This window comes from Cupriavidus sp. 01L415 (genome assembly GCF_056400065.1).
This window is the reverse complement of record NZ_JBFTSP010000001.1, coordinates 995277-1009643: the sequence shown is the minus strand read 5'-3', so window position 1 is coordinate 1009643 and position 14367 is coordinate 995277. Positions and strand designations below refer to the sequence as shown.

Here is a 14367-nt window from a genome sequence, read left to right as displayed (position 1 = left end):
ACACGCAACATGAACTTCAATCTCAGCGACGAACAGAAGCAACTGGCCGACGCCGTCCGCCGCTTCATCGACAAGAGCTACGACTTCGAGTCCCGCAAGAAGAACGTCAAGGCCGAAGGCGGCTACGGCGCCGCCGCGTGGGGGGCACTGGTCGAACTCGGCCTGACCGCGCTGCCGGTCCCGGAAGCGCAGGGCGGTTTCTCGGGCACGGCCATCGACATGATGGTGGTGCAGCAGGAACTGGGCCGCGGCCTGGTCGTGGAGCCGTACTTCGCTACCGTCGTGGCCGCGCACGCGCTGAAGCTGGTCGGTGGCCAGGACGCGTTGCTGGAGCAGGTAGCCGGCGGTGAAGTGAAGCTGGCCACGGCGTTCAACGAGCCGCAGGCACGCTATGAACTGAACAACGTGCGCGTGACCGCCAAGGGTGGCAAGCTCAATGGCCGCAAGGTCGTCGTCATCCACGGCGCGCAGGCCGACAAGCTCGTCGTGTCGGCGCGCACCAGCGGCGCCGAATCCGACAAGAATGGCATCTCGCTGTACCTGGTCGATACCAAGGGTGCCGGCGTGACGGTGAAGGACTACCGCACGATCGACAACCTGCGCGCCGCGGACGTGTCCTTCCAGGATGCGCCGGCCACGCTGCTCGGCATGGAAGGCAAGGGTTGGGACGTGCTGGAAGCCACGGCTGACTACGCCGCGGTACTGCTGTGCGCGGAAGCCGTTGGCGTGATCGACACGCTGAACGCCGCCACGCTGGAGTATGCGAAGACCCGCCAGCAGTTCGGCGTGCCCATCGCGCGCTTCCAGGCGTTGCAGCACCGCATGGTGGAGATGTTTATCCACGCCGAGCAGTCGCGCTCGATCACGCTGCTGGCCGCCGCCAAGTTCGAGGAATCGACCCCGGAGGAGCGCCGCCGCTACGTGTCCGCCGCCAAGGCGCGCGTGGGCCAGGCGGCCCGCGCGGTGGGCCAGGAAGCGGTGCAGATCCACGGCGGCATGGGCGTGACCGACGAACTGCCGGCCGCGCATATGTTCAAGCGGCTCACGCTGATCAACACGACGTTTGGCGACGTGGACCACCATCTGGGCCGTTTCGCCAGCCAGCCGGGCTTCCAGGAAGCCGCCTGAGCGATATGCAGGACTGAAACCGCGCCGTCATTCGAGGCGCGGTTTTTTGTTTTTTGGGCCACGGACATTCACGGAGCGATCATGTCCAAAATGTATTTCGAGGATTACGTCGTCGGCGGCGAGCATCCGCTCGGCAGCTATAACGTCACCGAGGAAGAAATCGTCAGCTTCGCAAGCCAGTACGACCCCCAGCCGTTCCACATCGACAAGGAAGCGGCCAGCAAGAGCATCTATGGCGGGCTGATCTCCAGCGGCTGGATGACTTGCGCCATCATGATGAAGCTGCTGGTGAAGTCGATGGGCGACCGGTCGAGCAGCATGGGATCGCCGGGCGTGGACGAGATCCGCTGGATCAAGCCGGTCTATGCCGGCGACACGCTGACCGCGGTGCTGAAGATCCTGGAGACGCGTCCGTCGACCTCCAAGCCGGATCGCGGCGTGGTGATGACGCAATGGCAGGCCACCAACCAGCGCGGCGAACTGGTCTGCACGGTCAAGGGCATGGGCATGTACGCCCGCCGTCCCGCCTGAGCGTCGCCGCCTGAGCCTTGCGGCGGGTGATTGGCGGCAATTCCCTGCGGCAGTTCTTTTGCGACAATCCTTTGCAGCCATCGGACATCCAACCAGAAAAACGAGGAGACAACATGCGCACCATCGCATCGCTGGAAGAGCTGGAAAGCCTCCAGGGACAGGAAGTGGCAGTCAGCGACTGGGTCGAGATCACGCAGCAGCAGGTCAACCTGTTTGCCGAGGCCACCGGCGACCACCAGTGGATCCATGTGGACGTGGAGCGCGCCAGGCGGGAGTCGCCGTTCGGCGCCCCGGTGGCACACGGTTTCCTGACGCTGTCGCTGCTGCCGCAGTTCATGCAGAACGCCATTCATATGGAAGGCGTGAAGATGGGTGTCAACTACGGCCTGAACCGCGTCCGCTTCACCTCGCCGGTGCCGGTGGGCAGCCGCCTGCGTGCCCGCGTCAAGCTGCTCAAGGTCGAGCGGCTGGAGCCGCTGCCGAATGCGCCGACGCTGGTCGGTGCGCAGTCGACCTGGGAAGTCACGGTCGAGCGAGAGGGCAGTGACCGGCCGGTCTGCGTGGCGGAATCGATCAGCCGACGCTACTCCTGATCGCCTGCGCGATCGGAAAAATCCAAGGGCCGCGAGAACGCGGCCCTTATATTTTGTCCACTCATTTCGATAGAAGGCGGTCTCATCACGACGTGACTGTTTCCTGCGTGCGACACTCAGTTACATTGTCCGGTTTTCAGAACAGTGTTTCCGTTGTGTCTGGGTTTACCCCTAATGTTGCGTTGCGGTACAGTCGCGCCCACGATGTTTGAAGTCATGCGATATCTGCTCAAAGACCGTTTTCGCTGCGCTGGCGAGAGGGTTGGAACAGGTGGATATGGCAAGGGCATCGTGACACAACGCTTTCCCGGTGGCTGCTCCGAACCGGGATCGTTCGCAGTTCAGGCAGTCGGTTACCTCAGCGCACGCACCGCCCCCTACGGCGCCCGCGCACGCAGTCGTCAGTTGCTGTCCAGCCGCGTTCATGGCGTTGCCCGGCCGCATGGTCCGCAGGCGCTTGCATCGCCCCTCCGCAACGCCAGCTTTGGACACGTCCTCCGGTTTTTCCCAGCCCAGCCAGCCTATTGCCTTGTGCAGCAGGCGGTGAAGCCGCGCCTGTGTTCCGGGTGCGGCCCAACCAGACCGTCGTGACATGAAAAAACCCATAATGCCGCGCTGGACGCGGTTCCTGCCTTGCCTTGGCTTGCTGTTGCTGGCCGGCTGTAACCTGACCGTGATGGACCCGAAGGGTCAGATCGGCGTCGACATCAAGGGCATCATTCTGATTGCCACCTGGTTGATGCTGCTGGTCGTCGTCCCCGTGATCGTCCTGACGCTGGTGTTTGCGTGGAAGTATCGCGCCAGCAATACATCCGCCGCCTACGACCCGGACTGGTCGCACTCCACCAAGRTSGAAGTCGTGGTCTGGATGATCCCCTGCCTGATCATCATTGCACTGGGCATCATCACCTGGAAGTCCTCGCACGACCTGGACCCCTACAAGCCGCTGGAATCCAACGTCAAGCCGATCACCGTGGAAGCGGTGGCGATGAACTGGAAATGGCTGTTCATCTATCCGGAACTGAAGATCGCGACGGTCAACCAGCTCGCGCTGCCGGTGAACACGCCGGTGAACTTCAAGATCACCTCGGATTCGATCATGAATTCGTTCTTCATCCCGCAACTGGGCAGCCAGGTTTACGCCATGGCCGGGATGGAGACCAAGCTGCACCTCATCGCCAACGAAGCCGGCACGTATGACGGCATGTCCGCCAACTACAGTGGCGGCGGCTTCTCGGGCATGAAGTTCAAGGCGATGGCCATGTCGAACTTCGATTTCGACGCCTGGGTTGCCAAGGTGCGCGCCTCCGAACGCCAGCTCGCTGCCGCGGACTACAAGGTCCTGGCCAAGCCGAGCGAAGCGGAGCCGGTGACCTTCTTCGGCAAGGTCGAAGACGGCCTGTACACCGGCATCCTGCATCAGTACATGGGCCACGACGGCCGTGCACTCGCCCGCGAAGGTTTTGATGGCGGCCCGATCTGCACGTCGCGTAACACGCTCGGCGACGAGCGTGTCTCCATGGCCACGCCGGCCAAGCCGGCGCTGGGCGCGCAATCCTAGGAGCAATGATGTTTGGCAAATTGAGTTTGTCGGCGATTCCGTTTCATGAGCCGATCATCATGATCACACTGAGCTGCGTGGCCCTTGGCGGGCTGGCGCTGTTCGCTGCGATCACGTATTTCAAGAAGTGGAACTACCTGTGGAGCGAGTGGATTACGTCCGTCGACCACAAGAAGATCGGCGTGATGTATTCGCTGGTCGCCCTGATCATGCTGCTGCGCGGCTTTGCCGACGCCATCATGATGCGCACGCAGCTGGCTGTGGCCACCAATGGCAGCACCGGCTTCCTGCCGCCCGAGCACTATGACCAGGTGTTCACGGCCCACGGCGTGATCATGATCTTCTTCGTGGCCATGCCGCTGATGACGGGCCTGATGAACCTCGTGGTGCCGCTGCAGATCGGCGCGCGCGACGTGGCCTTCCCGTTCCTGAACACGCTGAGCTTCTGGCTGTTCGTGGCTGGCGCCCTGCTGGTCAACGTCTCGCTCGGCGTCGGCGAATTCGCCCGCACCGGCTGGCTGGCCTACCCGCCGCTGTCCGGCCTGGACTTCAGCCCGGGCGTAGGGGTGGACTACTACCTCTGGTCCTTGCAGATTTCAGGGTTGGGCACGCTGCTGACCGGCGTGAACTTCCTGGTGACCATCCTGCGTATGCGCGCCCCGGGCATGACCCTGATGCGCATGCCGGTGTTCACCTGGACCGTGCTGTGCACCAACGTGCTGATCGTGGCCGCCTTCCCGGTGCTGACCGTGTCGCTGGCGCTGCTGGGCCTGGACCGCTACCTCGACATGCACTTCTTCACGAACGATGGCGGCGGTAACGCCATGATGTACGTGAACCTGATCTGGATCTGGGGCCACCCCGAGGTGTACATCCTGATCCTGCCGGCGTTCGGTATCTTCTCGGAGATCATCGCCACGTTCTCGGGCAAGAAGCTGTTCGGCTACAAGTCGATGGTGTACGCGACCTCCGCCATCATGGTGCTGTCGTTCCTCGTGTGGCTGCACCACTTCTTCACGATGGGCTCCGGCGCCAACGTGAACGCGTTCTTCGGCATCACGACCATGATCATCTCCATCCCGACCGGGGTGAAGATCTTCAACTGGCTGTTCACCATGTACCGCGGCCGCGTGCAATTCACGTCGCCGGTGCTGTGGACGCTGGGCTTCATGATCACCTTCGTGATCGGCGGCATGACCGGCGTGCTGATGGCCGTGCCGGCTGCCGACTTCGTGCTGCACAACAGCCTGTTCCTGATCGCCCACTTCCACAACGTGATCATCGGTGGCGTGCTGTTCGGCTACCTGGCTGGCGTGACCTACTGGTGGCCAAAGGCGTTTGGCTTCAAGCTGGACGAGCGTCTGGGCAAGTGCGCCTTCTGGTGCTGGCTGGTTGGTTTCTACTTCGCGTTCATGCCGCTGTACGTGCTGGGCCTGATGGGCATGACCCGTCGCCTGAACCACACGGACAACCCGGCCTGGACCCCGTTCCTGCACCTCGCCGTGGTCGGTGTCGTGTTCATCGCCATGGGCATCGTGTTCCAGGTGCTGCAGATCGTCGTGTCGATCCGCAACCGCGAGAAGCTGGCCGACGTGACCGGCGACCCGTGGGGTGGCCGCACGCTGGAATGGGCCACGTCTTCGCCGCCCGCGTTCTACAACTTCGCGCACACCCCGGTGGTGCGTGACCTGGACGCGTTTGCCGACATGAAGGCCCGTGGCGAGAAGGTCCGCACGGATGGCTTCGAGCAGATCCACATGCCGAAGAACACCGCAGCCGGCTTCTACATTGGCGCCTTCAGCCTGGTGCTCGGCTTTGCCCTGGTCTGGCACATCTGGTGGCTTGCCGCCGTGGGCCTGGTTGGCATGGTGGTGTCGTTCATCTTCCGCGCCAACGACGACCATATCGACTACTACGTGCCGGCCGCCCAGGTCGAGCAGATCGAAACGCGCCAACTGCAGCGCATTGCTTCGCAGGCCTGATGACCATGTCGACTGAAGTCCTTGATCGTTTTGGGGCGCAAGCCCCCGCGCACGCGCACTCGCATGACGAGGCGCACGACCACGCGCATCACGACACCAGCGAGAACACCATTTTTGGTTTCTGGCTGTACCTGATGAGCGACTGCATCTTGTTCGCGTGCCTGTTCGCCGCCTACGCCGTCCTGCGCGGCGAAGTGGCGGGCGGCCCGTCGGGCAAGGAGCTGTTCGAGCTCAACTACGTGCTGGTCGAGACGTTCATCCTGCTGTTCTCGTCCATCACGTACGGTTTCGCGATGATCTCGCTGCAGAACCGGCAGAAGGGTCGCGTGCTGTTCTGGCTCGCCGTGACGTTCCTGCTGGGCGCCGCGTTCATGGGGATGGAACTGAACGAGTTCGCCCACCTGATCCACGAAGGCGCCGGCCCGAGCCGCAGCGCGTTCCTGTCGTCGTTCTTCACGCTGGTGGGCACTCACGGCCTGCACGTGGCGAGCGGCATGGTGTGGATGCTGGTCCTGATGTGGCAGCTGAACAAGAAGGGCATGACCCCGGTCATGGTCAAGCGCCTGAACTGCCTCAGCCTGTTCTGGCACTTCCTGGACGTGGTCTGGATCGGCGTGTTCACTGTGGTCTACCTGATGGGGGCAATGTAAATGGCACAGCAACACGCAACGGCCGCTCACGGCGAGTCGCACGGCCACAGCAGCGTCAAGTCCTATGTGATCGGCTTCATCCTGGCCGTGATCCTGACCGTGATCCCGTTCAAGATCGTGATGGACGGCACCATGGACCGCGGCACGATGCTCTGGATCATCCTCGGCATGGCCGTGGTGCAGATCGTCGTGCATCTGAAGTACTTCCTGCATATGGATGGATCGAAGGGGCAGCGCTCGAACGTCATGGCGTTCCTGTTCACCCTGCTGATCCTGTTCATCGTGCTGGCCGGTTCGCTCTGGATCATGCACAACATGAACGCCAACATGATGCCGGTGATGACGAAGTAAGCGTCTCCTGACATCGGAAGAACGGGACCCTCGGGTCCCGTTTTTTATTGCCCGCGGTGCGTGATGCACTGCGGCGCGGCACCGGGCGCCGGCCTGGCGCCCTCCGGACGGCCGTCCCGGCGCGCCGCCTCCGCCGGCCTGCACTCATTTGCGCCGATGCACGATGCCGGTGCGTGGCCGCCCGGCAAGTGCCGGCACCACCATGGTGCGCGCGCGTCCCTCCCATTCCCGTTTGTCACTTGCCAGCCGCCCTGCGCCTTGCGCGCGAGTGCCGGCAGCCAATGCATGCCCATGGCACGCTAGTTGCAGAAGCATCACCCGGGGTGCGTAGTCCCTAATCACACACGACAAACTGGGAGCTGCAATGAAACGACGTGACATGCTGAAGCTGTCGGCGGTAGCCGCCGCGGCGATGATCGGTACCAGCCCGCTGGCGATGGCGCAGTCCAAGGAACCGATCAAGATCGGCATCCTGCATTCGCTGTCCGGCACGATGGCCATCTCTGAGACCTCGCTCAAGGACGTGGCGCTGATGACGATCGACGAAATCAACAAGAGCGGTGGCGTCCTGGGCCGCAAGCTCGTGCCCGTCGTCGTGGACCCCGCTTCCAACTGGCCGCTGTTCGCCGAGAAGGCCCGCCAGCTGGTCACGCAGGACAAGGTGGCCGTCACGTTCGGTTGCTGGACGTCCGTGTCGCGCAAGTCGGTGCTGCCGGTCTACGAGGAACTGAACTCGCTGCTGTTCTACCCGGTGCAGTATGAAGGCGAGGAAATGTCCAAGAACGTCTTCTACACCGGTGCGGCGCCGAACCAGCAGGCCATCCCGGCCGTGGAATACCTGATGAGCAAGGAAGGCGGCGGCGCCAAGCGCTTCTACCTCCTGGGCACGGACTACGTCTATCCGCGTACCACCAACAAGATCCTGCGCGCGTTCCTGAAGAGCAAGGGCGTGGCCGACAAGGACATCGAAGAGGTCTACACCCCGTTTGGCCACAGCGACTACCAGACCATCGTCGCGAACATCAAGAAGTTCTCGCAGGGTGGCAAGACGGCCGTGATCTCGACGATCAACGGCGACTCCAACGTGCCGTTCTACAAGGAACTGGGCAACGCCGGCCTGAAGGCCAAGGACGTGCCGGTGGTGGCGTTCTCCGTGGGTGAGGAAGAACTGCGCGGCATCGACACCAAGCCGCTGGTGGGCCACCTGGCCGCCTGGAACTACTTCATGTCGGTGAAGAGCCCGGAAAACGACGCGTTCAAGAAGCAATGGGCGGCATGGGTCAAGGCCAACAACCTGCCCGGCGGCGACAAGCGCGTGACCAACGATCCGATGGAAGCCACCTACGTCGGCATCCACATGTGGGCGCAAGCCGTGAAGAAGGCCGGCACGACGGATACCGACAAGGTTCGCGCCGCGATGTACGGCCAGACCTTCAAGTCGCCGGACGGCTTCACCCTGACGATGGGCGAGAACCATCACCTCTACAAGCCGGTGATGATCGGCGAAGTGAAGGCTGACGGCCAGTTCTCGGTGGTGTGGAAGACGCCGAAGCCCGTGCGTGCCCAGCCGTGGAGCCCGTTCATCGCGGGCAACGAGGGCAAGCCTGACAAGGTGATGTAAGACGGCGCGCCCACTGGGCGCCGGGGGCTGGCAAAGCCGGCCCTTGCTTCATTCACCGGCCTCTCTCCCGCGTGCGGGGGAGGGGCGCGGACGATCGGCAGCCAACTTGCCGAAGCCAACAAGACGCGACCCATCGCGCCATCGACTCCTGCCAGCCCTATGTACCGATCCTTACCCTTGTCCGCCGTGCCATGGCTGCGTGTCATGCTGGCCGCATTGCTGCTGGCCGCCGCGCCGCTGTGGGCCGCCACGTCGCTCACGCAGGCCGATCTCAAGCCATTGGCGGAAGACGATTTCGACGCCAAGACCGCCGCGCTGACCGCGCTCACCCAGGCGCCCGCCGAGCAATCCGGCCCGATCCTGAAGGCGCTGCAGGACGACGCGCTGCAATACGCGCCGTCCGTGGGCATGGTGCGCCAGGAAGGCGACAAGACCGTCGACGCGATCACTGGCAAGCCCGTGACCGTCAAGGCGGACGAGCTCGAGCCGCTGACCCTGAACAACAGCCTGCGGGCCATCGTCGACAGCGCCGCGAGCAGCCTGCAGCTGCAATCGCCGGACATCGCCGTGCGTACCCAGGCCATCGGCACGCTGTTCGAGCAACCCGAAAATGCCTCGCGCGATGCCGTGGAAGCCGCGCGCAAGGCGGAGGCCGACGCCGGCCTGCGCGCGCGGCTCGACGTGATCTGGGCCAACACTGTGCTGGCGCAGGGCACCGAGGCCACGCACGACGCGCGGCTCGAAGCCATCCACATCCTCGGCCACGACAGCAATCCGCAGAGCCGCCAGAAGCTGATGCCGCTGCTGGAGCGCGATGAAGCGGGCAAGTTCCGGGAGTCCGATGCCGACGTCCGCGCCGCCGCACAGCAAGCCATTGACGCGATGCGGGGCGACCAGCGCCGCGCCGAGCTGCTGGGCAACCTGTTCGCCGGGCTGAGCCTGGGCAGCGTGCTGCTGCTGGCCGCACTGGGTCTGGCCATCACCTATGGCCTGATCGGCGTCATCAACATGGCGCACGGCGAATTCCTGATGATCGGCGCCTATGCCACGTATGTGGTGCAGACGCTGTTCCGCGCCTACGCGCCCAACGCATTCGACTGGTACCTGCTGGCCGCGCTGCCGGCCTCGTTCCTGGCGGCCGGTATCGTCGGCTTCGCGCTGGAACGCATCGTCCTGCGGCACCTGTATGGGCGTCCGCTGGAAACGCTGCTGGCGACATTCGGTATCAGCCTGCTGCTGATGCAGGCGGTGCGCACGATCTTCGGCGCGCAGAATGTCGAAGTGGCCAATCCGGCGTGGATGAGCGGCGGCGTGGCGGCGATGGCCGGGCTGGTGATCCCGTACAACCGCATTGTCATCATCCTGTTCGCGCTGGCCGTGGTGGCCGTGGCGTGGGCCGTGCTCAACCGCACGCGCCTGGGCCTGTTCGTGCGCGCCACCACGCAGAACCGCACCATGGCGGCCTGCGTGGGCGTGCGCACGTGGAAGGTGGACAGCTACGCCTTCGCGTTCGGCGCGGGCATTGCGGGGCTGGGCGGCTGCGCACTGTCGCAGATCGGCAATGTGGGCCCGGACCTCGGCCAGGCGTACATCATCGACTCGTTCATGGTGGTGGTGCTGGGCGGCGTGGGCCAGCTGGCGGGCACCATCGTCGGCGCGTTCGGCCTCGGCATCATCAACAAGTTCATCGAGCCGTTCTACGGCGCGGTGCTCGCCAAAATCTTTGTGCTGGTGCTGATCGTGCTCTTCATCCAGAAGCGCCCGCAGGGACTTTTCGCGCTCAAAGGGCGCAGCGCGGAGGCATGAGATGAGCAGTTTTCAATCGAAATCGGCCAAGGGTGCGCCGTTCAGGCTGTCGGTGCCGGAGCGGCAGCCGCTGTTCTCGCGCCGCACATGGCTGGCGCTGGTGGTGCTGACGGTGGTCATCGCCATCGGCGTGCCGGTCTGCGCGCTGTGGATTCCCGAAGGCCATCCGCTGCATTTGTCGGCGTACGTGCTGACGCTGGTCGGCAAGATCATGTGCTTTGCGCTGGCGGCCATCGCGCTGGACCTGGTCTGGGGCTATTGCGGCATCCTGAGCCTCGGTCACGGCCTGTTCTTCGCGCTGGGCGGCTATGCGATGGGCATGTACCTGATGCGGTCGATCGGCCGCGAGGGCGTGTACAAGAGCGATCTGCCCGACTTCATGGTGTTCCTCGACTGGAAGGAATTGCCGTGGTTCTGGCACGGCACCGAGCACTTGCCGTACGCGATGTTGCTGATCGTGCTGGTGCCGGGCGTGCTGGCGTGGCTGTTCGGTTTCTTTGCGTTTCGCTCGCGCATCAAGGGCGTGTACCTGTCGATCATCACGCAGGCCATGACCTACGCGGCGATGCTGCTGTTCTTCCGCAATGAAACGGGCTTCGGCGGCAACAATGGCTTCACGGACTTCAAGCGCATCGCCGGCTTTGCGATTGCCGCGCCGCAGACGCGCGCGGCGCTGTTCGTGCTGACGTTCATCGCGCTGCTGGCCGGCTTCATTGCCTGCCGGTATATCGTCACGTCCAAGCTCGGCCGCGTGGTGACCGCCGTGCGCGACGCGGAGATGCGCGTGATGTTCTCCGGATACAACCCGCTTGGCTACAAGCTGTTCGTGTGGACGTTCTCGGCTGTGCTGTGCGGCATTGCCGGCGCGCTCTATGTGCCGCAGGTCGGCATCATCAACCCGGGCGAGATGTCGCCGGCCAACTCGATCGAAATGGCGGTGTGGGTGGCCGTGGGTGGCCGCGGCACGCTGATCGGACCGATCGTCGGGGCTTTCCTGGTCAACGGCGCCAAGACGATGTTCACCGCGTACTTTGCGGAATACTGGCTGTTCCTGCTGGGCGCGATGTTCGTGCTGGTGACGCTGTACCTGCCCGATGGCGTGGTGGGCCTGTGGCGCCGCCTGCGCGGCAACCGCACGGCGGCAGAGAAGATCCAGGCGGCCTCGGCCGAGCCAGTGGCGCCGCCCGCCGTGGCGCCGCATCAAGGGAGCGAAGCATGAACGCCGCACTGGGTGCACAACAGGCCGAAAGCGGCAATGCCACGGGCCTGGGCCGATTCGTCGAGCCCGGCGTGATCGACGTCTCGCACGGGCCGATCCTCTACCTGGAAGACCTGACCGTGCAGTTCGACGGCTTTCGCGCGCTGAACAAGCTGACACTGTCGATCGATCATGGCGAGTTGCGCTGCGTGATCGGTCCCAACGGTGCCGGCAAGACCACGATGATGGACGTCATCACGGGCAAGACCGGGCCGCGCAATGCCAACGTCAGCGGGCGCGTGTTCCTGGGACAGACCATCGACCTGATGCGCATGACGGAACCCCGTATCGCGCAGACCGGCATCGGCCGCAAGTTCCAGAAGCCCACTGTCTTTGAACAACATGCGGTCTGGGAAAACCTGGAACTGGCGATGAAGACCGACAAGCGCTGGTGGTCGTCGCTACGTGCGCGGCTGACGGGCGAGGGCCATCGCCGCATCGAGGAAACGCTGGCGCTGACGGGGCTCGAGGACGAGGCCTATCGCCCGGCGGGGCTGTTGTCGCACGGCCAGAAGCAACGACTCGAGATCGGCATGCTGCTGATGCAGCAGCCGCAGCTGTTGCTGCTGGATGAGCCGGTGGCGGGGATGACCGACGAAGAGACAATGCAGCTGGCCGGCCTGCTGAACAGCCTGCGCGGCAGTTGCTCGATGATGGTGGTGGAGCACGACATGGAATTCGTCGCGGCCCTGGCTGGCGATGCAGGCAAGGTGACGGTGCTGGCCGAAGGCAGCCTGCTGGCCGAGGGCACGCTCGACGCCGTCAAGCGCGATGAGCGCGTGATCGAATCCTATCTGGGAAGATAACGATGCTGCAGGTCAAAGCACTGAACCAGTTCTACGGCGGCAGCCACATCCTGCGCGACGTCTCCTTCGAGGTGCCGCACGGCAAGCTGACCACGCTGCTGGGGCGCAATGGCGTGGGCAAGAGCACGTTGCTCAAATGCCTGATGGGCGTGGTGCCCACGCGTAGCGGCAGCGTCAGCTGGGACGGCCGCGCGCTGGAGAAGAAGGCGCCCTACGAGCGCGTATCGGCGGGCCTCGCCTACGTGCCGCAGGGGCGCGAGATCTTCCCGCGCCTGACCGTCGAGGAGAACCTGCTGATTGGCGCCGCCAGCCGCGCGCGGCCCAACGGCGTGCCGGACCGGATCTACCAGCTGTTTCCCGTATTGCGCACGATGCGCCAGCGCCGTGGCGGCGATTTGTCGGGTGGCCAGCAGCAACAGTTGGCCATCGGCCGCGCGCTGATGAGCGAGCCACAACTGCTGATCCTGGACGAGCCGACGGAAGGCATCCAGCCGTCGATCATCCAGGACATCGGCCGCGCGCTGCGCCTGCTGGTCGACGAATTCGGCATGACGGTGCTGCTGGTGGAGCAGTACTACGAATTCGCGCGACATCTGGCCGATCACTACGTCGTCATGAGCCGTGGCGAGGTGGTGGCCCGGGGCGAGGGCGCGAGCATGGAGCAGGACGGCGTGCGGGACCTGATCGCGGTCTGACGGCGCCTTGCGCCCGCCAAATCACCTTTCGGTGCCGGCGGCCGCGCGCTATGATGGCTGCATCGATTGCCGACATCGGGCGTGCCGCGGCGCGCCCGCTCTTACCGGCATTTGCCCGCTTTTGCCCCACTCGCCCCCGCGGCCTGCCACCACCCATGCGTCATCCGGATTTCCCATCATCGCTCGCCATGCCCGCCGCATGGCACGCCAGTCTGCGCCTGCGCTTTGCCGCGCGTGCCGGGCGCACCGCCATGGTGGAGCGCCGGCATCAGGGCCCGCTGCTGGTGCAGAAGCCGCTGTACCCGGAAGGCGATATCTGCCACGTCGTGGTGCTGCATCCACCTGCCGGCGTGGCGGGCGGGGACGTGCTCGATATCGACATCGCGGTGGCATCGGGCGCGCATGCGGTACTGGCCACGCCGGGGGCCACCAAGTGGTACAAGTCGCTGGGCCGCGAAGCCGCGCAGCATGTGCGGATCGATGTGGCCGAGGGCGCGAAGCTGGACTGGCTGCCGCAGGAAAACATTGTGTTCGACGATGCACGCGCGCGTATCACCACGGATGTGGCGGTGGCGCCGGGTGGCAGTGCGATTGGCTGGGATGCCGTCGTGCTGGGCCGGCAGGCATCGGGCGAGCGATGGGCCAGCGGCGCGCTGCAGCTCGATACGCGCATCGCCGATGGGGATCGCGCATTGTGGATCGAGCAATCGCATCTCGATGCCGCCTCGCCGCTGCGTACCGCGGTGTCCGGCATGGACGGGCTGCATATCCTCGGCACGCTCTGGGCCGTGGGGCAGGGCGCCACGCCGGCGCTGGCCGAATCGCTCGCCGAACGCCTGCCCTACGCAGCCGACCTGCGCGCCGGCGTGACCTGTCTGGCTGCGCGTGGCACTTCGCATGGTCAACCGCCGGGCCAGTCGATGCTGCTGCTGCGCGTGCTGGGCCGCCAGATGGAAGCGGTGCGGCAAGTGATGGTCGATAGCTGGACCGCCCTGCGCGAGCCAATCCACGGCGTGCCGGCGCGGCCGCTGCGACTGTGGTCGACCTGACAACGATACGAAAGACAACAAGGAAGCCAACGATGGAACTGACGCCGCGCGAGAAAGACAAGCTGCTGATCTTCACCGCCGCACTACTGGCCGAACGCCGCCGCGCGCGCGGGCTCAAGCTCAACTATCCGGAAGCCGTCGCGCTGATAACCGCCGCCATCATGGAAGGCGCGCGCGATGGCCGCACCGTGGCCGAACTGATGCACGAGGGCACCACGGTGCTGACGCGCGAGGACGTCATGGAGGGCGTGGCCGAGCTGATCCCCGAGATCCAGGTGGAAGCCACCTTCCCGGACGGCACCAAGCTCGTCACCGTCCATCATCCGATCGTCTGAT

At 64.6% G+C, this 14367-nt stretch carries 14 protein-coding genes; all 14 read left to right on the top strand.

All coding sequences use genetic code 11. From position 1 onward, the window contains the following. Window positions 1–9: 9 nt before the first annotated feature. The 14 genes from AC1DOX_RS04665 to AC1DOX_RS04600 all read left to right on the top strand — a co-directional run bounded on the left by AC1DOX_RS04665 (window position 10) and on the right by AC1DOX_RS04600 (window position 14366). Window positions 10–1128, top strand: coding sequence for an acyl-CoA dehydrogenase family protein (locus tag AC1DOX_RS04665; protein WP_441615429.1), 1119 nt, complete (start codon window positions 10–12; stop codon window positions 1126–1128). A gap of 81 nt (window positions 1129–1209) precedes the next feature. Further along, the gene (locus AC1DOX_RS04660) at window positions 1210–1659 is read left to right on the top strand and encodes a MaoC family dehydratase (protein WP_441615427.1); all 450 of its coding nucleotides are present in this window, start codon (window positions 1210–1212) and stop codon (window positions 1657–1659) included. A 113-nt stretch (window positions 1660–1772) separates the two neighbouring features. Next, entirely contained in the window at window positions 1773–2252 is a 480-nt protein-coding gene (locus tag AC1DOX_RS04655) for a MaoC family dehydratase (RefSeq protein WP_092138801.1), read from the top strand. A gap of 592 nt (window positions 2253–2844) precedes the next feature. Then, on the top strand, window positions 2845–3813 hold the full coding sequence (gene cyoA, locus AC1DOX_RS04650; RefSeq protein WP_477113990.1) for a ubiquinol oxidase subunit II: 969 nt from the start codon (window positions 2845–2847) through the stop codon (window positions 3811–3813). 8 nt (window positions 3814–3821) lie between these two features. Beyond that, a complete protein-coding gene (gene cyoB / locus AC1DOX_RS04645; RefSeq protein ID WP_092138797.1) occupies window positions 3822–5795 on the top strand; it encodes a cytochrome o ubiquinol oxidase subunit I in 1974 nt (657 codons plus the stop codon). Window positions 5796–5800: 5 nt separating this feature from the next. Beyond that, on the top strand, window positions 5801–6445 hold the full coding sequence (gene cyoC / locus AC1DOX_RS04640) for a cytochrome o ubiquinol oxidase subunit III (RefSeq protein ID WP_441615648.1): 645 nt from the start codon (window positions 5801–5803) through the stop codon (window positions 6443–6445). Beyond that, on the top strand, window positions 6446–6796 hold the full coding sequence (gene cyoD / locus AC1DOX_RS04635; protein ID WP_092138795.1) for a cytochrome o ubiquinol oxidase subunit IV: 351 nt from the start codon (window positions 6446–6448) through the stop codon (window positions 6794–6796). 364 nt (window positions 6797–7160) lie between these two features. Further along, a complete protein-coding gene (gene urtA / locus AC1DOX_RS04630) occupies window positions 7161–8417 on the top strand; it encodes an urea ABC transporter substrate-binding protein (protein WP_092138793.1) in 1257 nt (418 codons plus the stop codon). Between the two features lie 159 nt (window positions 8418–8576). Beyond that, complete coding sequence (urtB, locus tag AC1DOX_RS04625; protein WP_441615423.1) at window positions 8577–10223, top strand: urea ABC transporter permease subunit UrtB; 1647 nt, start codon at window positions 8577–8579, stop codon at window positions 10221–10223. Between the two features lies 1 nt (window position 10224). After that, entirely contained in the window at window positions 10225–11442 is a 1218-nt protein-coding gene (gene urtC / locus AC1DOX_RS04620) for an urea ABC transporter permease subunit UrtC (protein WP_441615421.1), read from the top strand. After that, window positions 11439–12287, top strand: coding sequence for an urea ABC transporter ATP-binding protein UrtD (urtD, locus tag AC1DOX_RS04615; protein WP_441615419.1), 849 nt, complete (start codon window positions 11439–11441; stop codon window positions 12285–12287). Before urtC ends, urtD begins: the two co-directional genes overlap by 4 nt. A gap of 2 nt (window positions 12288–12289) precedes the next feature. Next, complete coding sequence (urtE, locus tag AC1DOX_RS04610; RefSeq protein ID WP_441615417.1) at window positions 12290–12982, top strand: urea ABC transporter ATP-binding subunit UrtE; 693 nt, start codon at window positions 12290–12292, stop codon at window positions 12980–12982. A 155-nt stretch (window positions 12983–13137) separates the two neighbouring features. Continuing rightward, a complete protein-coding gene (locus tag AC1DOX_RS04605; protein WP_477112304.1) occupies window positions 13138–14031 on the top strand; it encodes an urease accessory protein UreD in 894 nt (297 codons plus the stop codon). A 32-nt stretch (window positions 14032–14063) separates the two neighbouring features. Further along, on the top strand, window positions 14064–14366 hold the full coding sequence (locus AC1DOX_RS04600) for an urease subunit gamma (protein ID WP_035868631.1): 303 nt from the start codon (window positions 14064–14066) through the stop codon (window positions 14364–14366). The last annotated feature ends 1 nt before the right edge of the window (window position 14367 follow it).

Bases quoted from the DNA above. Each gene is read 5' to 3' on its own strand.
- AC1DOX_RS04605 (WP_477112304.1), top strand. From the start codon at position 13,138: ATGCGTCATCCGGATTTCCCATCATCGCTCGCCATGCCCGCCGCATGG.
- urtD (WP_441615419.1), top strand. From the start codon at position 11,439: ATGAACGCCGCACTGGGTGCACAACAGGCCGAAAGCGGCAATGCCACG.
- AC1DOX_RS04660 (WP_441615427.1), top strand. From the start codon at position 1,210: ATGTCCAAAATGTATTTCGAGGATTACGTCGTCGGCGGCGAGCATCCG.
- urtC (WP_441615421.1), top strand. From the start codon at position 10,225: ATGAGCAGTTTTCAATCGAAATCGGCCAAGGGTGCGCCGTTCAGGCTG.
- AC1DOX_RS04600 (WP_035868631.1), top strand. From the start codon at position 14,064: ATGGAACTGACGCCGCGCGAGAAAGACAAGCTGCTGATCTTCACCGCC.
- urtE (WP_441615417.1), top strand. From the start codon at position 12,290: ATGCTGCAGGTCAAAGCACTGAACCAGTTCTACGGCGGCAGCCACATC.
- AC1DOX_RS04665 (WP_441615429.1), top strand. From the start codon at position 10: ATGAACTTCAATCTCAGCGACGAACAGAAGCAACTGGCCGACGCCGTC.
- cyoD (WP_092138795.1), top strand. From the start codon at position 6,446: ATGGCACAGCAACACGCAACGGCCGCTCACGGCGAGTCGCACGGCCAC.
- cyoC (WP_441615648.1), top strand. From the start codon at position 5,801: ATGTCGACTGAAGTCCTTGATCGTTTTGGGGCGCAAGCCCCCGCGCAC.
- AC1DOX_RS04655 (WP_092138801.1), top strand. From the start codon at position 1,773: ATGCGCACCATCGCATCGCTGGAAGAGCTGGAAAGCCTCCAGGGACAG.
- cyoB (WP_092138797.1), top strand. From the start codon at position 3,822: ATGTTTGGCAAATTGAGTTTGTCGGCGATTCCGTTTCATGAGCCGATC.
- urtA (WP_092138793.1), top strand. From the start codon at position 7,161: ATGAAACGACGTGACATGCTGAAGCTGTCGGCGGTAGCCGCCGCGGCG.
- urtB (WP_441615423.1), top strand. From the start codon at position 8,577: ATGTACCGATCCTTACCCTTGTCCGCCGTGCCATGGCTGCGTGTCATG.